Below are 22,379 nucleotides of genomic sequence, written 5' to 3'. Positions count from 1 at the left end.
TGTTGCTGGTTTAACCTCTCTAAAGCCTCGCTTCAATGTCTGTACGCTTTTGTCACTATCCGCAGAAGTCGTTGGCGCTGCTTGGGGTGGGCTCAGCAGTTTTCGTAATTGATCCTGTAAAACTTCAATGTTGTTAGCCACGAGGTGTTGAGAATCAACAGGGATACATGGAATATCGTGAAAACAAACAGACTCTAAGTTTGCGAGAATTTGTTGTAATTGGGTCATGATTTGCGTGCTACAGCTAAGTAATTCTAGGTAGCAGTATTACTGAGCGTGTTGGAGGCAGTGTGATGGTTTACTGAATAAGGTACACATGACATATGCCGTGAATGCATGCTACTAAAGGGCTGGAGAAATAGTATGCTACAATTAATAGGTCAACGATAAAGTTGTAAAGTTTGCTGATAAAAGCGTGGTTTTTTTACGTAATACTTAACTAAAACTGAGATTTTGTTTTTATATTATTGTTATATATAGGATTATTTATTTTGGTTTGCAATTTAGTAAGCACAACCGTTCTAGCTTACGTATAAGTTAGTAATCCTTTGATGCACTGGTGTTGAAGTAATAAAGGCTCCTGTTTAGGGGCCTTTATTGTTCTATAGTGGTGTGCTAAATAATATGAGTAAATCAAAGAGGATTTAGGTCGTGAACGACGAAGATGAAACGTCTTTGTTCGCTCAAGAGGTGGCGGGTATTAAGCCACTTAAAAAAAGCGAAGTGTATCTGGGCAAGAAGGGTCCTCAGGTCGACTTTTCAGCTCGCCAAAAGGCGGCGTTGATCGCTAAAGAGGCGGACAGAAATCATTTGTCGCAAGACTATGTTGAAAAAGTTGAGCCCAATGATGTGCTTGAATATAAACGCTCTGGCGTACAGGACGGTGTGTTTAAGCGTCTTAGGCAAGGTAAGTATGGCATAGAGGCGCGTTTAGATTTGCACCGTCATACCGTGGTTCAAGCGCGGGAGCAGGTGTATCAATTTGCTGATGATTGCATGCGTAACGATATTCGAGTCGCAATCATAGTGCATGGAAAAGGTGATCGCACCCCAGATCCTGATAGTCGAGCTATGATTAAAAGCCATATTAATAAATGGCTGAGAGAGCTTGATGCTGTCATGGCGTTCCATAGTGCACAACGGCATCATGGTGGTTTGGGGGCTGTGTATGTATTGTTTAAAAAGACGGAAAAAGCACGCTTGGATGATTGGGAAAAGCATCAAAAGCGTTAATGTTCTGTTTTGTCTTAGGTGGGAGTATTCACGTTAGTTCGTGCAGTAAAAGCTATGTTTTTGCTATAATCTCGCCACTTTGCTGTCTTGGACTTATGTTGTCTTGAATGTATCCAAACTGCCCCAAAACATTGTAATTATCGTATTCTAATTTTATCGAGGTAGAGAATGGCAAATAGCACCGCGCACCATCCTGCGTTTACGTTTCTTCGCAGTGAGTTTATTGATGCTCTGAATGTTACCGTTCAAGAGTTTGAGCACACAGTCACAGGTGCTAAACATTTTCATATCGCGTCTGAGAATGACGAAAATGTATTCTTAGTTGGCTTAAAAACCGTTCCGACGGATTCATGTGGTGTCGCGCATATTCTTGAACACACAGTATTGTGTGGTTCCGAACGCTTCCCTGTGCGTGACCCTTTCTTCATGATGATTCGACGTTCGTTGAACACCTTTATGAACGCGTTTACGTCTTCTGATTGGACGGCTTATCCGTTTGCCAGTAAGAATAAAAAAGACTTTCATAACCTTTTAGGCGTGTATTTGGATGCGGTGTTTTTCTCGCGTCTTGATGAATTGGACTTTTCTCAGGAGGGTCATCGCTTAGAGTTCGCTGAGCCAGACAATGCCGAGTCAGAATTGACTTTCAAAGGCGTTGTGTTCAATGAGATGAAAGGCGCGATGAGCTCAACCACGTCTGTTTTGTGGCAAACGCTAACCAAGTACTTGTTTCCGAATAATACCTATCATTTCAATTCTGGTGGCGAGCCAACGGATATCCCAGATTTATCTTACCAAGATTTATTGGCTTTTTATCGCACGCATTACCATCCTTCCAATGCGGTATTCATGACATTTGGCGATATCCCAGCTGAAACACTACAAGCTGAATTCGAAGAGAAAGTGCTGAGCCGTTTTGAGCGCCTAGAAGAGCAAGTCAGTGTGCCGAATGCGAAGCGTTATTTCTCGCCAGTACGAGTGGAAGAAGGCTACGCGGCAGATGAAGTGAAAGAAGATGGCAGTCATGTGGTTGTTGGTTGGTTGTTAGGTGAAAGTACTGACCTAAATCAACAGTTCGAAGCACAATTGCTGTCTAGCGTTTTGCTAGATAACAGCGCATCGCCTTTGTTACGAGTATTAGAAAACAGCGACCTTGGTCGCGCGCCTTCACCAATGTGCGGCCTTGAAGACAGCAATAAAGAAATGAGCTTCATGTGCGGATTGGAAGGTGTAAAACGAGAAGACGCACCGAAAGTTGAAGCGTTAGTTTTGTCTACTTTAGAAAGCATTGCTGAAAAAGGCGTTCCACAAGACATGGTTGATGCCATGTTGCATCAATTGGAATTGAGCCAGCGTGAAGTTGGCGGTGGCAGCTATCCTTATGGTTTGCAACTAATTTTAGCGGGTTTATCGACTGCGGTTCATGCGGGGGATGTCATTGCTCAGCTTGATCTTGATCCTGTTATCAATGCTATGCGTGAGAAAGTTCAAGATCAGCAATATATTCCGAATTTGATTAAAAACTTGCTGCTGACAAATGCACACCGAGTAACGTTAACATTGAGCCCTGATGATGCTCTTGAAGCTCGTCGAAATCAGGCAGAGAAAGACCGCTTGAGTCAGATTAAAGCTACTTTGTCTGATGTTGAAAAACAGCAGATTATCACTCGCAGTGCAGCATTGAAGGCGCGTCAATCGCAAGTTGACGACATGAGCATTCTTCCGAAAGTTGGCTTAGAAGATGTGCCTGCGCACTTGCCTGAATATGAGAATGAAAAAGTGGCAGGTGATTTACCGATTACTTTTTATCCGCAAGGCACAAATGGTTTGGTTTATCAGCAATTAGTGATTGACCTTCCAGAGTTAGACGAAGAGGAAATCGAGTACTTGCCTTTGTTCTCTTCAATGATGACGGAGCTGGGCATTGGCGAAGCAGATTACCTTGCTGTTCAAGAGCGTCAAGCTCAAGTTTGTGGCGGATTAGGTGCCTCTAATTCGATTCGTGCAACGATTGAAGATCGCCAAGAATTAAATGGTTACTTCATTTTGTCATCTAAAGCTTTAGTGCCAAACGTTAAAGCCATGAGCGAATTACTAAAAGATACTATGCTTAATGTGCGTTTTGATGAAGCAAGTCGAGTGAAAGAGCTGGTGGCTCAACGTCGTGCCCGTCGTGAACAATCTATTACCGGTCAAGGTCACTCGTTGGCTATGACGGCGGCTTCTAGTGCGATTTCTGGTTTGGCTGCGCAACAAGAAAAATGGAGTGGTATGTCTGGCATTCGTTCTGCGATTGCACTAGATGATGCCATGAAGGCTGATAGCAAAACGGCTGAAAATGTTTTAGCTATCTTCAAACGCTTACATGAAAAACTGTTGCAAGCAAACAAGCAGCTTCTATTGGTGGCAGAGCCTCAGCATGAAGCAAATGTATTGAACGAGGTTCAGTCTGTTTTTGCTGATTTGCCTGCTGGCAATGCACAGACTAAGTTCGCTATGGCGGCTGTTGACTCTAAAGTGAATGTTGCTTGGTTGACATCGACTCAGGTAAGTTTCTGCAGTAAAGCTTTCCGGACGGCATTTGGCGAACATCCAGATGTTGCGGCTTTGACGGTGTTAGGCGGCTTCTTGCGTAATGGTTTCTTGCATCGAGTAATTCGCGAGCAGGGCGGCGCTTACGGTGGTGGTGCAACTTTTGATGGTAGCACCGGCTCGTTCCGCTTCTACTCTTATCGTGACCCTCGTTTGACTGAAACCTTGTCCGATTTTGATGCTTCGATTGAGTGGATGTTAAATGAAACACACACTGAAGATGCACTTGAAGAAGCCATTTTAGGTGTGATCGGCTCTATGGATAAACCTGGCTCACCAGCCGGGGAGGCGCAGAGTGATTTCTATGTGCATCTCCATGGGCGTAGTTTGGCTTATAGAGAAGCATTCCGCGCCAAGATCTTGGCGGTGACTCTTGATCAGTTGAAGCAAGTCACGAAAACATATTTAACAAAAGAAAATGAAAACGTCGCAGTGGTAACGTCCACATCAAAGCGCGCAGAGTTAGAAACGTTAGGGTTTGATATTCAGGCCCTTTAAAAATATTGAGATCTTTGCATAGCGTGGCGAGTAAAGCGTTGTGTAAATGTCTCACTTAATAACGAATAACAAAACAGTCTTACTGACGGAAAATTAAATGGATCAGTTTCACGATATACGCCCCTACAACGACGATGAGGTCGCCGAGGTGTTGAACAATCTGGTCGAAATGCCAGATTTTATTAATACTATTATTGGTTTTCGCTTTGCTCAATGGCCTAAGTTTCTTAAAGCGCCATTGGCATTTTGTGTCAAGTTGGCGCTAAAACGTCAAATTGCTAATATTTCGAATGTACATGAGTTCCAAATGCGTGTCGCAAGTTATATGGAACGCATGATAAAAACCACAACGACGAATGTTGAATACCGAGGTATTGAAAAGCTAGAGAAAGGCGTTGGCTACTTATTTTTGTCTAATCACAGAGATATTGCCATGGATCCGGCCTTTGTCAACTATGGCCTGTATTTAGCAGGTTTAGACACGGTTCGTATCGCAATAGGGGACAATTTATTACGTCGCCCTTTTGTGTCTGACTTAATGCGTCTTAATAAAAGCTTTATCGTGAAACGCTCTGCAAATGGTATTCGAGAGATGATGGCGGCGTTTGGTCAGCTTTCTGCTTATATCACGGAATCATTGACGAAAGACCAAGCCAATATTTGGATAGCCCAAAAAGAAGGGCGTGCGAAAGATGGCTTGGACCAGACAGATCCCGCGATTATAAAAATGTTCTTTATGAGTCAGAAGAAAGAGAAAACGCCTTTTTCTGATGCGATGGCCAACTTGAAGATTGTGCCCGTGTCGATTGCGTATGAATATGATCCCTGTGCCTTTGATAAGGCGCGCGAACTGCATCAGAAGTCGACAACAGGGAATTATGAAAAAGCGGAATTTGAAGACATAGACAGTATTAAAAATGGCATTGTTGGTCAAAAAGGCAAAGTAGTTGTTACTTTTGGCGATGTAATAAAAGACGGCTTCGAAACGCCTGAAGAGTTTGTTGCAGAAGTGGATCGTCAGATCATTACTAATTATGCCATTCAGTCTACCAATGAAGCAGCGCTTGCGTTGCAGCAAGGTTTGCCCTCAACGGACAGTGCATTCTCAAGCTATCTTGAGCGCTGTCCCGAGAATCTAAGAGAAACTGTGTTGGCGATGTATGCGAATCCATTGAAGCAACAGCAAAAATATCTAAATAAATAGTCATAAGGAGTAAGCTGTCAATGAGCATATGGGCGTCATCAAGATCTTGGATCGGCTCAACAATATTTGCCATTTACTATATGGTATCCACTATTGTATTTGGTGTTCTTGCGCCTTTCGCGACTATCTTGTTGCCGAAGAATTATCGTCAACCAGTTTTGAACCTGCATAACAAAGGCTTGTTGTTTGTTTTTCGTATTTTTTGTGGTGTGAAAGTTGAGATTATTGGCTTAGAGCATATCAACAAAAATCGTCCCGTTGTGTTGGTGGCAAACCATCAAAGCGAATGGGAAACCTATGTGCTGCAGGTATTGATGGCACCTGTTTCAACGGTTTTAAAGAAAGAGCTGCTGTCAGTGCCTTTCTTTGGTTGGGGGCTGCGTATGGTGCAGCCTATTGCGATTGATCGTTCTCAACGTACCAATGCACTGAAGCAAATCATCAGTCAGGGTAAAGAGCGTTTGGATGACGGGCGTTCTGTATTGATTTTTCCGGAAGGAACGCGAATCGCGCCCAATGAGGAGCAAGCCTTTAACAAAGGTGCAGCCATGTTAGCAACGTCGGCAGGTGTACCAATTTTGCCTGTCGTGCATAACGCTGGTTACACGTGGCCGGGTAAAAAGTGGCGCAAATTTCCGGGATCTATCCGTGTTGTTATTGGACCTATCATTGAGTCTGAGGGCAAGAAAACCTCAGTATTACATGAAGAAATGGATGTTTGGATGCGTGCCGAAATGGCGAAACTTCCAAAAGGAAATGACTTTTTATTTTAGCCTAACCGTAACCTGCTGTGTTGTTTAAAATAGAAGACATAAAAAAGCCGCATTAATCGATGCGGCTTTTTTGTAGCTGAAGAGTATTTACGCTGAGTATTTTTTGAATACTAAGCTTGCGTTAGTGCCGCCAAAGCCAAAGCTGTTAGACATAATCATGTTCAGATTAGCATTATCTTTGCGAGTTCTAACCACAGGAATGTTTCCTGCTGCTGGGTCAAGCTCATCAATGTTTGCAGACGCAGCGATGAAGTCGTTTTCCATCATTAGTAAGCAGTAGACTGCTTCATGAACGCCTGCAGCACCTAAAGAGTGGCCTGAAAGAGATTTTGTCGAGCTAATCAATGGGATGTTGTCGCCGAAAGTTTCGTTGACAGCTTGTAGCTCTTTCATATCGCCAGCAGGTGTGCTTGTTCCATGAGTGTTGATGTAATCAATGTCGCCATCAATTGTGCTCATCGCCATCTTCATGCAACGTACAGCGCCTTCGCCAGAAGGGGCAACCATGTCATAGCCATCGGATGTTGCACCGTAACCAACTAATTCAGCGTAGATTTTAGCACCGCGAGCTTTGGCGTGTTCTAGTTCTTCGATAACGAGCATACCGCCACCGCCAGCAATAACGAAACCATCACGATTTGCATCGTAAGCGCGAGACGCCTTTTCAGGAGTGTCGTTGTACTTTGAAGATAGAGCGCCCATTGCATCAAACATACAAGTTTGAGTCCAGCTTTCTTCTTCGCCGCCGCCTGCAAACACGATATCTTGCTTGCCAAGTTGGATTAGCTCCATGGCATTACCGATACAGTGAGCACTTGTTGAACAAGCAGATGTGATTGAGTAGTTAACACCTTTGATTTTAAAAGGTGTCGCTAAACAAGCAGAAACCGTGCTACCCATAGTCTGCGTTACACGATATGGCCCAACACGCTTAACGCCTTTCTCGCGAAGTGTGTCTGCGGAATCAACCAAGTTTTTAGCGGAAGCACCACCAGAACCTGCAACCAATCCAGTTCGAATGTTAGATACTTGATCTTCAGTCAAACCCGCATCCAAAATGGCCTGTTGCATAGAAACGTAAGCGTAAGTTGCTGCATCGCCCATGAAACGGCGAACTTTACGATCAATGCTTTCAGCATCTAAATCAATTCGACCACAAACGTGGCTACGGAAGCCATGCTCTTTGTAATCTTCAGCGAAACGAATACCAGACTGGCCCTCGCGCAAGGAGTTTAAAACGCTCTCTTTGTCATTGCCTAGGCAGCTGACAATGCCAAGACCTGTTACTACTACACGACGCATAAATGTGCCTCTTTCATTCTTAATCTTTAGAAGTTTTCAGTTGAAGTGAATAAGCCTACGCGCAAATCTTTTGCGGTATAAATTTCACGACCATCAACTTTAACGCTTCCGTCTGCAATGCCCATTACTAGCTTGCGCTCGATAACGCGCTTAAAGTTAATGTGGAAGGTAACTTTTTTTGCTGTAGGGAGAATTTGCCCAGTGAATTTTACTTCACCAGAACCAAGCGCGCGTCCGCGTCCTTTGTTTCCTTTCCAGCCTAGAAAGAATCCTACTAGCTGCCACATTGCGTCTAAGCCTAGGCAGCCAGGCATAACTGGATCGCCAGGAAAGTGACACTCGAAAAACCACAGGTCAGGATGTATGTCTAGCTCAGCAATAATTTCGCCTTTGCCATGTTCCCCGCCTTCAGTCGAGATGTGAGTAATGCGATCCATCATTAGCATATTGCCGACAGGAAGCTGGGCATTGCCTGCACCAAACATTTCACCGTGGCCGCATTTTAATAGTTCGTCTTTTTCAAAAGATGAAGCTCTAGTCATTATAGTCCTATATCCACATCCAGCCGATGACTTAAAATAGTCCGGTGGATTGTCGTGGTCCAGTTTGCAGTAGAAAATCCAGCTGATTATATCGGTTTGAAACCCTAATATGAATGTTTGAACGGAAAAAAACCAAATTACCTGCATGAAAAGTGATCATCTTTACGTTGTTTTAAGGGATTAGAGGTTCTGGTGGCTACAATAGGGGCTTTTTAAGCTGATTTGTTAATACCGTTCAGTGTTATTTTTTCTGTTAATATATTTCTTTTAGTTATGTCTTGGTTGTTTTGAGTGCCTTTATGAGTCCGAAAAGAAGTGAAAATCTAGCTGTTTGGCAGCATCAAGTTAACGACGGTCATATTCAAGGATACTTAGGGCGAGTAGAGGATAGCCAGTCTACGATTCATTTTCTTCATGGTAATGGCTTTTCGGTAAAGACTTATTTGTGCTTTTTAGAAAAGCTTGAAGGCTACAATTTGATTATGCAAGATGCGGCTGGCCATGGTGAATCAACGGCAGGGAAACGTTTTGTGGGCTGGAATGTCACGGCTTCTCGCTTTGTTGATTCGTTGAATGCACAACGGTCAGTACTGCCGAAAACTGAGCTGATTGGTGTTGGCCACAGCTTTGGTGGTTGTATGACGGCATTAATGAGTGAGCAAGAACCGGCGCTTTTTGATCGTCTTGTTTTATTGGATCCTGCACTGTTTCCGCCGCGTTTAATTTGGATGATGCGGGGAGTAAATTTGACAGGGTTGAAAAGCCAAATCCCTTTGGTCAAACAGGCTCGCCGTCGCCGTACCCAATGGGATAGCCTAGCTCAAGTAAAAAGTAGTTTTTTTGAAAGAGGGACTTTTAAGGGGTGGGAATCTGCTTGCTTAGATGACTATATTGAGTTTTCTATTAAACATGATGAAAAAGGTCGCTATCAATTAGGTTGCCCGTCTTGGATGGAGGCGGCGATATTTTCAAGTTATCCCAAGAGGCTCTGGCGCGCGATTTCTAACATTTCTGTTCCTACTTACATTATCCAAGGCAAAGATACTTTCGACTATTTCAAAGAGGCCTACCGGCTGGCTGCAAAGCTGAACTCGAATATTCAGGTAATTGAGGTCGATGGAGGTCATTGTTTTATGCAGCAACATTCGATGATGGCAGCTCAAGCGGTCTTGGATGTGTTGAGGAAAGACTAGGATGGAAGTTGAGATAAAAACCGCCAAACATAGTTTGCTATGTTTGGCGGTTTTATTTTGCTGACTTAGTAACTAGTTACGACGCTTTACTGATGCGTTGGCTAGTGCGATAAGTGCTGCTTTATAATCAGACTCTGGTAATGGTTCAATGGCTTTTATTGCTAGGTCTGCTTGTTCTTGCGCTTTTTGTTGCGTGTACTCAATGGCTCCGCAGTGTTGCACATCATTTATAATAGTCTCTAGCTGCTCAAGTCCACCGGTTAAGATAGCTTGCCTGACTCGCTCTACGGCGTCTTGAGAACCATGTTTCATAGTGAAAATAAGCGGTAAGGTGGGTTTGCCTTCAGCAAGGTCGTCACCAACACTTTTGCCCATTTCTTCAGCTGTACTGGTGTAATCCATCACATCATCAATTAGCTGAAATGCTGTTCCGACGTACATGCCAAAATGTCTTAGCGCTTCTTGGTATTCTGTACTTGCACCTGCTATAACAGCACCACAAAGGGCTGCACCCTCAAACAGTTTTGCGGTTTTGTATTGGATGACTTTCAAATAGCTTTCTTCAGTTGTATCTGGGTCGCCGCAGTTAATAAGCTGCTGAACTTCGCCTTCGGCAATGATATTGGTTGTTTTAGCTAGAATGCTCATGCATTGCATGCTGCCAACATCCACCATTATTTGGAAGGCGCGAGAGTAAAGGAAGTCACCAACTAGAACGCTTGGTGCATTGCCCCATTCTTCATTGGCTGTTTTTTTGCCGCGGCGCATGTCGGACTCATCAACAACATCGTCATGTAACAGCGTCGATGTATGGATGAACTCTATGATAGTCGCCATTTGAATGGCTTGATCTAGTTTTGGCTTATCTAGTTCAGCGCTCGCTTTAGCCGCTAATAAAACCAAAAGAGGCCGCAGTCGCTTTCCACCATTACTTATGATGTAGTAGCCGATTTGCTCGATTAGAGGGATGTCACTACTAAGTTGTGACACAATATAGTCATTCACTTGGCCAAATTCATTGGCCACAACGTCGTGTATTTGTATAGGTTGCATGCAATTTCCGAAGCTAAATAGTCCCAAGCTGATCAGCAAGTGTGCCTCATGCTAGGTAAGGCTTGTGTCAGGGTCAACCCAAAATATGAAAAATGTATAAAGACATTGCTTTTCGCTTGTATTGGGTGGTGTGATTTTGTACAATCTCGCGTCCGATTTACCCACATTTTGCTCCCTATCATATGGTTAGTGATTTTTGTCCTATTCGGTCAGAAACTTATTGCCACTAGAAGTAGGTCAAATTCAATTTCAGTAGCCGGGTAAATCTCATTGGAGAAGAACATGTTTGCAGTGATCAAAACTGGCGGTAAGCAATACCGTGTAGAAGAAGGCCAAACCCTTAAGGTTGAGAAATTAGCTGTTGAAGAAGGCGGTTCGATTCAATTCGATGACGTTCTTCTTGTATGCAATGGCGACGACGTTAAAGTTGGTGCACCAGTTGTAGAAGGCGCTAAAGTAACAGCTGAAGTTGTTGCTCATGGTCGCGGAGACAAAGTGAAAATTTTGAAATTCCGTCGTCGTAAGCATTCTATGAAGCGTATGGGTCATCGTCAGTGGTTCACGGAAGTGAAAATAACTGGTATTAACTAAGCGCTAACTATTCAAATTTAAGGAGTAAGTCATGGCTCATAAAAAGGCGGGTGGTAGTACTCGTAACGGTCGCGATTCCGAGTCGAAACGATTAGGTGTCAAACGTTTTGGTGGTCAAGTTGTGATCCCAGGTAACATCCTTGTACGTCAGCGTGGTACTCAGTTCCATCCTGGTGTTGGTGTTCAAATTGGTAAAGATCACACTTTGTTCGCTGTTGTTGAAGGCCAAGTGAAGTTTGAAGTGAAAGGTAAGTTGAAGCGTCGTACAGTTTCTGTCGTAGCTGCTTAATCGCTTACTAAAAACTTAAAAAAAGCTCCGCGACGCGGGGCTTTTTTTTTGGAAGAATTCTATAATCAGATTCTGTTGATTCTGATAATCCACCGAAGAGGTGTTATTGTGAAATTTGTTGATGAAGCCAGTATCTACGTAAGAGCGGGTAAAGGTGGAAATGGAGCGTTGAGTTTTTGGCGTGAAAAATTTGTCGCTAAAGGTGGCCCTGATGGCGGTGATGGCGGTAATGGCGGCAGCGTTGTGCTGGTGGCTGATGAAGCGCTAAATACCTTGATCGATTTTCGTTTTACGAAAAAGTATATCGCTGAAAGTGGTGAAGGTGGTCAGGGTCGAGACATGACTGGCTCGAAAGGGCCAGATCTTGAAATCAAAGTGCCAGTTGGTACAACGGTTATTGATGATGATACCGGCGAAACGCTTGGGGATCTGGTTCGTGATGGTCAGAAGTTAAAGGTGGCTCAAGGTGGTCATCATGGGTTGGGGAATACTCGATTTAAATCAAGTACCAACCGTGCGCCAAGACAGACGACGAAAGGTACCGTAGGTGAAGAGCGTACATTGAAGCTAGAGATGAAAGTCTTGGCGGATGTGGGTTTGCTTGGTCTTCCTAATGCAGGTAAATCGACGTTTATTCGTGCTGTTTCTTCTGCTAAGCCAAAAGTGGCTGATTATCCTTTTACAACCTTGGTGCCGAACCTTGGTGTGGTAAAAGTTAAGAAGCACCAGAGCTTTGTAATTGCCGATATTCCTGGAATTATCGAAGGTGCATCTGAAGGTGCTGGTCTGGGTATTCGTTTCTTGAAGCACTTGGTGCGTAACCGTATTTTGTTGCACATCGTTGATTTGGCGCCTTGGGATGAAATCACCCCAGCTGAAGCGGCAGTTATTGCGGTAAATGAGTTGCATCAGTTTAGCCCTGCTTTGGCTGAGCGTGACCGTTGGTTGGTTTTGAATAAAACCGATATGGTGCCAGAAGATGAGCTGGAAGAGCGTTGTCAGAGCGTTATTGACGCACTTGGTTGGGAAGGTAAGGCTTACCGTATTTCTGCGATATCAGGTGAAGGCACAGAGGTGTTGTGTTTAGACCTGATGACGGCGCTTGATGAAAAACGTGAGTTGCTGTTAGAAAGCCCAGAGGCCCGCGAGAAAGAAAAAGCAATGCGTACCTTGATTGATGAAGAAGGTCGTAATCGTATTATGTCGTTGCGTGAAAAACGTCGTAAAGCTGGTCTGTTGGTGGATGACGACGATTTTGATGAAGATGATTACGATGTTGAAGTGGAATACGTTAGCTAATCTGATAGGTGAGAATAAGTAGTATCATGGAAATGCGAGAGAAAATAGCTAAGGCGCAGCGTGTCGTTGTTAAGATTGGCAGCGCGTTATTGACAAACGATGGTCAGGGGTTAGATGTTGCCCGAATTGGTCTTTGGGTTGCTCAAATTGCTGAGTTAAGAGCGCAAGGGAAAGAGGTCGTTTTAGTGTCTTCTGGTTCTATTGCGGCTGGAATGAAGCGTCTTGGTTTTTCTTCTCGCCCCACTCAAGTGAATGAGCTGCAAGCGGCTGCGGCAGTTGGGCAGATGGAGTTGGTTGGGGTCTATGAGTCTCACTTTGAGAGGCATGGTTTATGTACAGCGCAAATTTTGCTTACCCATGATGACTTGTCCAATCGCCGACGCTATTTAAATGCTCGATCTTCGCTGCGAACTCTGCTTGGTTTCGGTGTTGTACCTATAATTAACGAGAATGATACGGTTGTAACCGACGAAATTCGTTTTGGCGATAATGATACGCTGGGCGCCTTGGTTGCTAATCTTATCGAGGCTGACTTGTTGATTATCCTTACGGATCAGCAGGGGTTGTTCGATAAAAATCCACGTGACCATAAAGATGCAAAACTAATCTCTCATATTTCAGCATCGGACGATCGTCTTGAGTCTATGGCGAGCGGTGGTGCAGGTGTGCTTGGTAGTGGTGGAATGTTAACGAAAGTGCGAGCGGCGCTTTTGGCTGCGCGTTCTGGTGCGGATACCTTGATAGCTTCAGGTCGCGAAGAGAATGTGATTGTTCGTATTGCGTCAGGCGAAATGTTAGGAACTTGGTTGCAGCCGGAGCACGGAAGAGTGGCGGCGCGTAAGCAGTGGTTAGCAGGGCATTTGAAGAGTCGTGGAGCCTTAATTTTAGATGATGGCGCCGTAAAGGCGTTGCGAAAAGCAGGCACGAGTCTTTTGGCTGTCGGAGTGAAAGATGCACAGGGTACTTTTTCGCGTGGAGACATGGTCATTTGTGTCGATTTGCAAGGTGGTCTGGTCGCCCGTGGCTTAGTGAACTACAGTGTGGCTGAAACGTTGAAGCTGCTTGGTCAGCCTTCGTCTAATATTGGAGCGATTCTGGGTTACAAGGGTGAGCCGGAGTTAATTCATCGCGATGATTTGGTTATTATTTAAGAGGTAGTAGTGTCATGGCAAAGCCAGGTAAAGTAGGTTTAGATCGCGTATTGAGTGCTTCGAAATATTCCTATCAAGGTTTGCGAGCTCAATGGAGGCATGAGGCGGCCTTTCGTCAAGAGGCTGTTCTGTTTTTGATTTCTTTGCCTTTTGCTATCTGGCTTGGTGATACGGGTCTTGAGCGTGCGGTGCTGATTTTTTCTGTAGGCTTGGTGTTGATTGTTGAGACGTTGAATTCAAGTGTTGAGGCAGTAGTTGATCGAATTAGTAGTGAGCATCATGAGCTGTCTGGTCGCGCGAAAGATTTAGGTTCGGCGGCCGTTATGTTGGCGTTGCTTTTGGCTGCAGTGGTTTGGCTGGTGGTTTTATTTGGCTGATGCGGCTTAATTAGATAGTGCTTTTGGATGGTATTGTTCAGGTTGAAAGGCCTGGGATTTTGAAAGCATAAATTAAAGACATAAAAAAACCGGCATTTGCCGGTTTTTTTATAGGTATTAGGCCAGTGCTTTGATTTTAGCACTCAAGCGGCTCTTATGACGAGCTGCTTTGTTTTTGTGATATAGGCCTTTGTCAGCGGCTTTGTCTAGCTTAGAAGTTGCTAGAACGTAAGCTGCTTGTGCGTCAGCTTGATTGCCTGCTTCGATAGCCGCATCTACTTTTTTCAAGTATGTGCGAACCATTGAACGAAGGCTACCATTGTGAGCGCGGCTTTTTACTGCTTGGCGCGCGCGTTTTTTTGAACCGGCGGAATTTGCCACGGTCTGGCTCCTTTAAATTGGAATAAGTAATGACCCAGCACTCTGCTGTGTCATGAAATTAATGTCAAGTATTAACTTTGAAATCTCGCGGCGGATTTTACCAGTTTTTAGCGCGGTCACAACCCTATTATACAAAAATTAGTCAAATGAGCTTATATATTTGGCTGCGCTCAGGTAGTAGCTGGTGTTATTCTTTGTCCATCTATCTATTGTCTATGTCGTAAAATTTTATGTCTGAAAAAAAATCCGCCCTTGATAAAGTGCCTAAGTCTTTGTCTTTGTTGCGTTCTGGTGTCTTGGTTTCCATTTGTACTTTCTTTTCTCGTATTCTTGGCTTGGTAAGAGATGCTGCTTTGGCGTATGTATTAGGTGCAAGTGGCAGCGCAGATGCATTTTATGTTGCTTTTAAAATTCCTAACTTTTTTCGTCGATTATTTGCCGAAGGGGCGTTTGCTCAAGCTTTTGTCCCAGTATTGAGTGACTACCGAGTAAAAGAAGGCAAGGACGAGGTTCGAGCACTTATCTCTGCTGTGTCAGGATCGCTGGCGTTGATCTTGTTGTGTATTACTGTGCTTTTCATGGTGTGTGCTCCTTGGGTGGTGTATGTATTTGCACCTGGTTTTGCTACGGATGATAGTCAGACTAAATTGGCTTCTGAGCTGTTAGTCATTACTTTTCCATATCTGTTATTTATTTCATTAACGGCATTGGCAGGCGGTATTTTAAACGCGCATGGTGAATATGCCGTTCCGGCTATTACGCCGATTTTTCTGAACATCTCTCTTATTGTTGCGACGGTGTTTTTTGCTCGCACTGCGGCCCAGGCCGAAACCGCTGTTGCTTGGGGAGTGTTCTTTGCGGGGCTGATTCAGTTGATGTTTCAAGTGCCGTTTTTGGCGAGGTTGCGATTGCTACCGATGCCGACGTTGGGTTTTCGTCATCCAGGTGTGAAGCGAATTTTGCTTTTGATGGGGCCGGCATTGTTTGGTGTGTCTGTCGGCCAAATTAATTTGCTTCTTGATACAGTGCTAGCTTCTTTTCTGCAAACGGGCAGTATCACTTGGTTGTACTTATCGGATCGCTTGTACGAATTGCCGTTAGGTATTTTTGCTATTGCCATCAGTACGGTTATTTTGCCTTCTTTGTCGCGTAGTTTTTCTGGTGGCGAAGCGTCGAAGTTTTCTGAAACACTCGATTGGGCACTGCGAATACTTTTGCTGATTGCTATTCCGTCTTCTCTTGCTTTGTTTATGTTGGCTGAGCCTTTGATTGCGACGATTTTTTATCGGGGTGAGTTAACAGTGAATGATGTTCATATGGCTGCTCAGAGCTTGCAGGCTTACTCACTAGGTTTGGTGTTTATGATGCTGATCAAGGTATTGGCGCCGGGGTACTATGCGAGACAGGATACGAGAACGCCTGTGCGTATCGGTATCATTGCGATGATATCGAATATGGTGCTGAATTTGATTTTGGTTTGGCCGTTGGGGCATGTGGGATTGGCGTTGGCAACAAGTTTGTCTGCAGGTTTGAATGCTTTCTTGTTATGGCGTGGTCTGTATAAAAAACAATATCACGTATTTTCTGCTCAATGGGGGCGTTTGCTGCGTATATTGTTGAGTGCTACGTTGGCGCTTGGTGGATGTTTGTACTTGTTTCTTCAGCAAGGCTGGCAGTGGACGCAAATGGAAGACTTGTATCGGATAGGCTGTACCTTGATGGTTGTCGTTTGTGGTGTGCTGGTGTACGTTCTTGTTGCTGTGGCGGCAGGTTTGCGTCCTTCCATTTTAAAGCATTAGGTGTATCGAAGCGTTTTTGCTTTGATTATAGGTTTGCACAGCTTGTTCAAGTTCTGGCCTACCTTCATCTGGTTAACTGCTATATAATCCATGATATTTTTTCGACGCTGGATTTAATTGTTTTGTACGGGGTTCTATGGAGTTAATTCGCGGTATTCATAATATCCGTTCAAAGCATAAAGAATGCGTGCTGACGATAGGGAATTTTGACGGTGTTCATTTAGGGCACGGTGCTATATTGGCACGCGTCAAAGCCTTGGCTAAAGAATACAATTCACCTGCAGCTATTATGATCTTTGAGCCTCAGCCGAGAGAGTTCTTTGCTCCTGATACGGCCCCAGGTCGTATTGGTCGTCTGCGGGATAAAGTGAAGTTGTTGGAAGGGCAGGGCATCGATTATGTTCTTTGCATGCCGTTCAATCCTAAACTTCAACAGTTAGATGCGCAGGCATTTTGTCAGCAGATTTTGCTGGATGGCTTGTCTGTAAAGCATTTAGTAGTGGGTGATGATTTTCGCTTTGGCTGTGATCGACAAGGTGATTTTTATTATCTGCAAGAGTTTGGTGGTCTGCATGGTTTTGATGTTGAAAACACACCGTCAGTGTTAAATGCTTTGAATGAGCGAGTGAGTAGTACTCTGGTTAGGGATGCTCTAGAGCGTGGTGATATTGCGGCCGCACAGATGAACATGGGGCACTCGGTTACTTTGAGTGGTCGTGTGATACATGGGCAGCAACTTGGTCGAAAACTGGGTTTCCCAACGGCTAATGTGCACCTGAAAGGTATTAAGTCTGCGTTGTCTGGTGTGTATGCTGTGACCTTTATGGTTGATGGCATATCCCATAACGGTGTTGCGAATATTGGTGTGCGTCCTACTGTTCAAGGGAAGACGCCGATACTGGAAGTGCACTTGCTAGATTTTAATGGTGATCTGTATGACAAATATGTGCAGGTTACTTTCTGTCATTTTATTAGGGCAGAGCGAAAAATGGCCAGCTTAGATGCGCTGGAAAAACAAATTCAATGTGATAAAGAAGAAGCATTACGCTTTTTTGCTAATCAGTGAAAAGATGATCTTTGAGGATGAATCGATAAACCATGAGTGATTATAAACCGACACTGAATTTGCCAGATACTGACTTCCCAATGCGTGGAGATTTGGCAAAACGTGAACCTGCAATGCTTAAGCGTTGGCAGGATATGGACCTATATCAAAAAGTACGTGATGTAAGTAAAGGCCGTAAATCTTTTATTCTTCATGATGGCCCTCCGTACGCAAATGGCAGTATTCACATTGGTCACGCGGTTAACAAAATCCTCAAAGATATTATTGTTAAGTCTAAAACCGTTAGTGGCTTTGATGCGCCTTATATTCCTGGTTGGGATTGTCACGGCTTGCCAATCGAGCACAAAGTTGAGCAATTGATCGGTAAAGCAGGGGCGAAAGTTTCTTACAAAGAGTTTCGCGCGAAATGTCGCGAATACGCTTATACGCAAATTGAAGAACAGAAAAAAGACTTTATCCGTTTGGGTGTGATGGGCGATTGGGAAAATCCTTATCTGACCATGAATTTCCAAACTGAAGCGAATATTGTTCGTGCTTTAGGCAAAATCGCTGAGAACGGTCATTTGGTAAAAGGCTTTAAGCCAGTTTACTGGAGTGTTGTTGGTGGTTCTGCGTTGGCGGAAGCGGAAGTTGAATATCAAGATAAAACGTCTTTGTCTTTGGATGTGCGTTATGCGCCACAAGACGAAGCGGCGTTGCTTGCTAAATTCTCTGATGTCGAGGGAGAGGGTAAGGTTTCTGTTGTTATCTGGACGACTACGCCTTGGACGCTTCCAGCAAGCCAAGCGGTCTCTGTTCATCCAGAATTTAACTATGCGCTAGTTGAAGTCGATATGGGCTTGGGCAAGGAGCGTTTAATCGTTGCTGAAGACATGGTCGCAAGTGTTATGTCTCGATACGGCGTAACTGATTACCGTATCGTTGGTCGTACCGTTGGTGCTGAACTGGCGGGCACAGTATTGAATCATCCGTTCCTAGAGCGTGATATTCCTGTGATCTTAGGTGAGCACGTAACAACGGAAGCAGGTACTGGCTGCGTGCATACTGCACCAGACCATGGCGTAGATGACTTTAACGTCGGCCGTGAAAATGGCATTGGTACTATCAACCTTGTTCAAGATAATGGTGTTTACTCTGATGCTGCAGGCGAGTTTGCTGGTTTGCATGTTTATAAAGTTGACGATGCCGTGCTTGAAGCGCTGAATCGTAATAACTCTTTAGTGTTTGAGTCGAAGATCTTCCACAGTTATCCACATTGCTGGCGTACTAAAACGCCACTCATCTTCCGTGCGACGCCTCAGTGGTTTATCAGCATGACCAAAGAAGGTTTGCTGGATTCTGCGAAGCATGCTGTTGAAGGTGTGAAGTGGGTACCAAGCTGGGGGCAAAACCGTATGGAAGGGATGTTGAATAACAGCCCTGATTGGTGTGTGTCTCGTCAGCGTACTTGGGGTGTACCGATTGCGTTATTTATCAACAAAGAAACTCAAGAGCTTCATCCTGAAACGCCACGTTTGATCGAAGAAGTTGCTAAGCGCATCGAGATTGAAGGTATCGACGCTTGGTTTGAAATGGAAGCAGAAGAGTTGTTGGGTGCTGATGCTGAAAAATACAGCAAGGTAACTGACACATTAGATGTATGGTTTGACTCCGGTGTGACCCATTATTCTGTTATCGATCAGCGAGATGAACTGAGCTTCCCTGCCGATTTGTACCTAGAAGGTTCAGATCAGCATCGTGGTTGGTTCCAGTCTTCATTGAAAACCTCAATCGCGATTCGTGGTGTGCCGCCATACAAGCAAGTGTTGACTCACGGTTTTACCGTAGATGGCGATGGCCGCAAAATGTCGAAGTCTTTGGGTAACGTACTGTCACCACAGAAAGTCATGGATACCTTGGGTGCTGATATTATCCGTTTATGGGTAGCCGCGACCGACTACACCACTGAAATGACTGTGTCTGATGAAATTCTTAAACGTGTAGCGGATTCTTATCGTCGTATCCGTAATACTGCGCGTTTCATGATGGCAAACTTAAATGGTTTTAATCCAGCGACTGATATGGTTCCTTCTAGCGAGATGATTGCATTAGATCGCTGGATTGTAGATCGTGCTGCCTTGTTGCAAAAAGAATTAAATACAGCTTACAACGAATATCAATTCCATACTGTTAACCAGAAAATCCAGAACTTTTGTTCTGTGGATTTGGGTGGTTTCTATTTGGATGTCATCAAAGATCGCCAATACACAACTCAAGAAGACAGCCTGGCGCGTCGTTCTGCGCAGACTGCGCTTTACCATGTAATGGAAGCTTTCTCTCGTTGGATTGCACCGATCTTGAGCTTCACTGCTGACGAAATCTGGCAAACACTTCCTGGTGAACGCGGTGAGTCTGTTTTCTTAGAAACATGGTATGAAGGTCTTGAAGAGTTGTCTGGTGATGAGCCAATGGGGCGTGAATTCTGGAAACAGGTTCTTGAAGCGAAAGTAGCGACGAATAAAGTATTAGAAGCGGCGCGTAGTGAAGGCAAGATGAAAGCGAGCTTAAGTGCTGATATCACACTTTATTGTGATGATACTTTGCAAGCAACATTGAATCGTCTAGGCGAGGAGCTGCGCTTTGTCTTAATCGCTTCTGACGTTAAAGTGTTGCCTTTGTCTCAAGCGGGTGATGACGCGGTTGCTACTGATCTTGATAGTCTAAAAGTTCACGTTGAGCTGAGCAAATTTACCAAGTGTGTACGTTGCTGGCATCACCGTGAAGAAGTTGGTAAACGAGCCGCGCATCCTGAGTTGTGTGATCGTTGTATCTCTAATTTGCCAGATGGGGAAGGTGAACAGCGCCTTTACGCCTAATGACGGCTTTGATTGTGTGGAAACGAGTCCAGCGCTGGTGGGCGCTGGCTCTTATTCTTTTTGTTTTAGATTGGGTAACAAAACAAGCGGTTGTGTCCAACTTATTTTATGGACAAGAAATTGCCGTTTTTCCATTCTTTGACCTGACATTGAGATATAACACTGGTGCTGCCTTTAGTTTCCTCGCGCAAGCTGGTGGTTGGCAGCGTTGGTTCTTCTCTTTTATCGCATTGGCTGTGGTTGTTGGTATTAGTTGGCGTCTTGTTAAGATCGCAGAAACCAATCGATTGGAATCATTGGCACTGACTTTTGTGTTGGGTGGAGCGATTGGTAATCTTTATGATCGATTGGTTTATGGCCATGTTGTAGATTTTCTACAATTTCATTGGCAGCAGTCGTGGTATTTTCCTGCGTTCAACCTTGCTGACAGTGCTATTACTATTGGTGTTATTTTAATGTTGCTTGAAAGTTTCGTGTCGAAAAAGCAGGAAGGTACAAAAGAATGAGCGTAATTACAGCGGCAAGCAGAGTCACTCTGCACTTTGAGTTGTCACTTGAAGATGGTCAAATCGTTGATTCTAACTTTTCTCGATCTCCAGCTAGCTTTGTATTTGGTGATGGGAGTTTATTGCCAGATTTTGAGTCTGCTTTATTAGGTATGTCTGTAGGGCAAGAAGCTTCTTTCATTATGTCGCCAGAAAAAGCCTTTGGTGTACACAATGAAAGCAACATTCAGCGCATGCCTCGCTCTCAGTTCTCTATGGATCTAGAAGAAGGGATGGTGGTTTCTTTTGCTGATATGAGCAAAAACGAATTGCCGGGTGTCATTGCTGAGATTGGTGAGAAAGAAGTGGTTGTCGATTTTAATCACCCTCTTGCTAGTCGTTCACTTACTTTTAGAGTGAAAATCATAGCTATTGAGGATGCCGCATGAGTTTTGCGATTCAACTTGCTAACCCTCGTGGCTTTTGTGCTGGTGTTGATAGAGCGATAGACATTGTTAATCGATGCTTGGACCTTTTTGAAGCACCAATCTATGTTCGTCATGAAGTGGTACATAATAAATTTGTCGTTGAGTCTTTGAAATCTCGCGGTGCCGTTTTTGTTGATGAGCTTGATCAAGTGCCAGATGACAATATTGTTATCTTTAGTGCCCATGGTGTTTCAAAAGCCGTTCGAGATGAAGCGACAGATCGTGGATTAAAAGTATTTGATGCGACTTGTCCGCTTGTGACAAAAGTGCATTTGGAAGTGTTGCGTTATTCTCGTGATGGCATGGAATGTATTTTGATCGGTCATGATGGTCATCCCGAAGTGGAAGGGACCATGGGGCAATACGATGATCGTCAGGGTGGTGCTATCTATCTAGTAGAGAGTCCTGCTGATGTAGAAAAGCTTCAGGTTAAGAATCCGGAGAAACTGGCGTTTGTTACGCAAACAACTTTGTCTATGGATGATACTTCAGTAGTGATCGATGCACTTCGTCAATATTTCCCTAACATTGTAGGCCCAAAGAAAGACGATATTTGCTATGCCACACAGAATCGACAGGATGCTGTGAAAACGCTAGCAGAAGAATCTGAATTAGTTCTTGTTGTTGGTTCAGTGAATAGCTCTAATTCTAACCGTCTTCGTGAATTGGCTGAAAGAATGGGGGCGAAAGCCTATTTGATCGATAATGCCAGTGAGATTCAGTGCGATTGGTTGAAAGGTATTCGTAGTATTGGCGTAACCGCTGGTGCTTCAGCGCCTGAAGTGCTTGTTAATGAAGTGATTGACCGCCTTGTTAAAGAGGGTGGTAGTGCACCTCAAGAGCTAAAAGGTAGAGAAGAGAATGTGTCTTTCTCTATGCCTAAAGAATTACGTATCGTAGAAGTTTGATTGATTTTAAATTAATTTAAATTTTCTTCAANTGGTAGTGCACCTCAAGAGCTAAAAGGTAGAGAAGAGAATGTGTCTTTCTCTATGCCTAAAGAATTACGTATCGTAGAAGTTTGATTGATTTTAAATTAATTTAAATTTTCTTCAAAAAAGGGTTGCACAAAATCTGTAGATCCTTAATATACGCCCTCGCTGACACGGACAAGGCTTCAGAGCAACGAAGACCAAGTTCAACTAATTAGGTTGTTACCTGATTGGTGATTCAAGTTAGCACGCTCTTTAAAATAGATAATCAGATAA

General features: G+C 44.1%; 21 protein-coding genes. 16 read left to right on the top strand and 5 right to left on the bottom strand.

Features of this window, described 5'->3' with window-relative positions:
• The coding region (locus tag KPL72_RS20320; protein WP_219704259.1) for a hypothetical protein at positions 1-228 on the bottom strand (228 nt) is incomplete at its 3' end.
• Between the two features lie 423 nt (positions 229-651).
• Between KPL72_RS20320 and smrA the strand changes: the two genes are divergently transcribed.
• The 4 genes from smrA to KPL72_RS20300 all read left to right on the top strand — a co-directional run bounded on the left by smrA (position 652) and on the right by KPL72_RS20300 (position 6,300).
• Positions 652-1,233 carry a DNA endonuclease SmrA gene (gene smrA / locus KPL72_RS20315; RefSeq protein WP_219704258.1) on the top strand — a complete coding sequence of 194 codons (582 nt, stop codon included), beginning with the start codon at positions 652-654 and terminating at the stop codon, positions 1,231-1,233.
• A gap of 168 nt (positions 1,234-1,401) precedes the next feature.
• Entirely contained in the window at positions 1,402-4,323 is a 2,922-nt protein-coding gene (locus KPL72_RS20310; RefSeq protein ID WP_219704257.1) for an insulinase family protein, read from the top strand.
• Positions 4,324-4,420: 97 nt separating this feature from the next.
• Positions 4,421-5,527 carry a 1-acyl-sn-glycerol-3-phosphate acyltransferase gene (locus KPL72_RS20305; protein ID WP_212916897.1) on the top strand — a complete coding sequence of 369 codons (1,107 nt, stop codon included), beginning with the start codon at positions 4,421-4,423 and terminating at the stop codon, positions 5,525-5,527.
• Positions 5,528-5,547: 20 nt separating this feature from the next.
• A complete protein-coding gene (locus tag KPL72_RS20300) occupies positions 5,548-6,300 on the top strand; it encodes a lysophospholipid acyltransferase family protein (RefSeq protein WP_212916896.1) in 753 nt (250 codons plus the stop codon).
• Between the two features lie 87 nt (positions 6,301-6,387).
• Here KPL72_RS20300 and fabB read toward each other — a convergent pair whose 3' ends face one another.
• Positions 6,388-7,602 carry a beta-ketoacyl-ACP synthase I gene (gene fabB / locus KPL72_RS20295; RefSeq protein WP_212916895.1) on the bottom strand — a complete coding sequence of 405 codons (1,215 nt, stop codon included), beginning with the start codon at positions 7,600-7,602 and terminating at the stop codon, positions 6,388-6,390.
• 26 nt (positions 7,603-7,628) lie between these two features.
• Positions 7,629-8,144, bottom strand: coding sequence for a bifunctional 3-hydroxydecanoyl-ACP dehydratase/trans-2-decenoyl-ACP isomerase (gene fabA / locus KPL72_RS20290; RefSeq protein WP_212916894.1), 516 nt, complete (start codon positions 8,142-8,144; stop codon positions 7,629-7,631).
• Positions 8,145-8,443: 299 nt separating this feature from the next.
• Between fabA and KPL72_RS20285 the strand changes: the two genes are divergently transcribed.
• On the top strand, positions 8,444-9,337 hold the full coding sequence (locus KPL72_RS20285) for an alpha/beta fold hydrolase (RefSeq protein WP_219704256.1): 894 nt from the start codon (positions 8,444-8,446) through the stop codon (positions 9,335-9,337).
• 72 nt (positions 9,338-9,409) lie between these two features.
• Here the strand turns inward: KPL72_RS20285 and ispB are convergent, their stop codons facing one another.
• Positions 9,410-10,390, bottom strand: a complete 981-nt coding sequence (gene ispB, locus KPL72_RS20280; RefSeq protein ID WP_212916892.1) for an octaprenyl diphosphate synthase — start codon at positions 10,388-10,390, stop codon at positions 9,410-9,412.
• A gap of 282 nt (positions 10,391-10,672) precedes the next feature.
• Between ispB and rplU the strand changes: the two genes are divergently transcribed.
• From rplU to KPL72_RS20255, 5 genes are all read left to right on the top strand, one after another.
• On the top strand, positions 10,673-10,981 hold the full coding sequence (gene rplU / locus KPL72_RS20275; RefSeq protein ID WP_072841799.1) for a 50S ribosomal protein L21: 309 nt from the start codon (positions 10,673-10,675) through the stop codon (positions 10,979-10,981).
• A gap of 31 nt (positions 10,982-11,012) precedes the next feature.
• Positions 11,013-11,270: a 50S ribosomal protein L27 gene (gene rpmA / locus KPL72_RS20270; RefSeq protein ID WP_012071897.1), complete on the top strand. Its 258-nt coding sequence runs from the start codon at positions 11,013-11,015 to the stop codon at positions 11,268-11,270.
• Between the two features lie 108 nt (positions 11,271-11,378).
• Complete coding sequence (cgtA, locus tag KPL72_RS20265) at positions 11,379-12,569, top strand: Obg family GTPase CgtA (RefSeq protein ID WP_212916891.1); 1,191 nt, start codon at positions 11,379-11,381, stop codon at positions 12,567-12,569.
• A 26-nt stretch (positions 12,570-12,595) separates the two neighbouring features.
• On the top strand, positions 12,596-13,720 hold the full coding sequence (gene proB, locus KPL72_RS20260) for a glutamate 5-kinase (RefSeq protein ID WP_219704255.1): 1,125 nt from the start codon (positions 12,596-12,598) through the stop codon (positions 13,718-13,720).
• Between the two features lie 14 nt (positions 13,721-13,734).
• Positions 13,735-14,097, top strand: coding sequence for a diacylglycerol kinase (locus tag KPL72_RS20255; protein ID WP_212916889.1), 363 nt, complete (start codon positions 13,735-13,737; stop codon positions 14,095-14,097).
• 117 nt (positions 14,098-14,214) lie between these two features.
• Here the strand turns inward: KPL72_RS20255 and rpsT are convergent, their stop codons facing one another.
• Positions 14,215-14,478, bottom strand: a complete 264-nt coding sequence (gene rpsT / locus KPL72_RS20250) for a 30S ribosomal protein S20 (RefSeq protein ID WP_012071893.1) — start codon at positions 14,476-14,478, stop codon at positions 14,215-14,217.
• Between the two features lie 230 nt (positions 14,479-14,708).
• On the opposite strand from rpsT, the gene murJ reads away from it, so the two are divergent.
• The 6 genes from murJ to ispH all read left to right on the top strand — a co-directional run bounded on the left by murJ (position 14,709) and on the right by ispH (position 22,079).
• On the top strand, positions 14,709-16,277 hold the full coding sequence (gene murJ, locus KPL72_RS20245) for a murein biosynthesis integral membrane protein MurJ (protein WP_212916888.1): 1,569 nt from the start codon (positions 14,709-14,711) through the stop codon (positions 16,275-16,277).
• 136 nt (positions 16,278-16,413) lie between these two features.
• Entirely contained in the window at positions 16,414-17,343 is a 930-nt protein-coding gene (ribF, locus tag KPL72_RS20240) for a bifunctional riboflavin kinase/FAD synthetase (protein ID WP_219704254.1), read from the top strand.
• A gap of 32 nt (positions 17,344-17,375) precedes the next feature.
• Positions 17,376-20,198, top strand: a complete 2,823-nt coding sequence (gene ileS, locus KPL72_RS20235) for an isoleucine--tRNA ligase (protein ID WP_219704253.1) — start codon at positions 17,376-17,378, stop codon at positions 20,196-20,198.
• Positions 20,198-20,704, top strand: a complete 507-nt coding sequence (lspA, locus tag KPL72_RS20230) for a signal peptidase II (RefSeq protein ID WP_219704252.1) — start codon at positions 20,198-20,200, stop codon at positions 20,702-20,704. The genes ileS and lspA overlap by 1 nt, the downstream gene beginning before the upstream one ends.
• The gene (locus KPL72_RS20225) at positions 20,701-21,132 is read left to right on the top strand and encodes an FKBP-type peptidyl-prolyl cis-trans isomerase (protein ID WP_219704251.1); all 432 of its coding nucleotides are present in this window, start codon (positions 20,701-20,703) and stop codon (positions 21,130-21,132) included. Before lspA ends, KPL72_RS20225 begins: the two co-directional genes overlap by 4 nt.
• Complete coding sequence (gene ispH / locus KPL72_RS20220; RefSeq protein WP_219704250.1) at positions 21,129-22,079, top strand: 4-hydroxy-3-methylbut-2-enyl diphosphate reductase; 951 nt, start codon at positions 21,129-21,131, stop codon at positions 22,077-22,079. Before KPL72_RS20225 ends, ispH begins: the two co-directional genes overlap by 4 nt.
• Positions 22,080-22,379: the final 300 nt, after the last annotated feature.

This window comes from Marinomonas lutimaris (assembly GCF_019426345.1).
Taxonomy (GTDB): Bacteria; Pseudomonadota; Gammaproteobacteria; order Pseudomonadales; family Marinomonadaceae; genus Marinomonas; species Marinomonas lutimaris.
The sequence above is the reverse complement of the archived record's forward strand: the minus strand, read 5'-3'. Positions and strand labels throughout refer to the sequence as shown.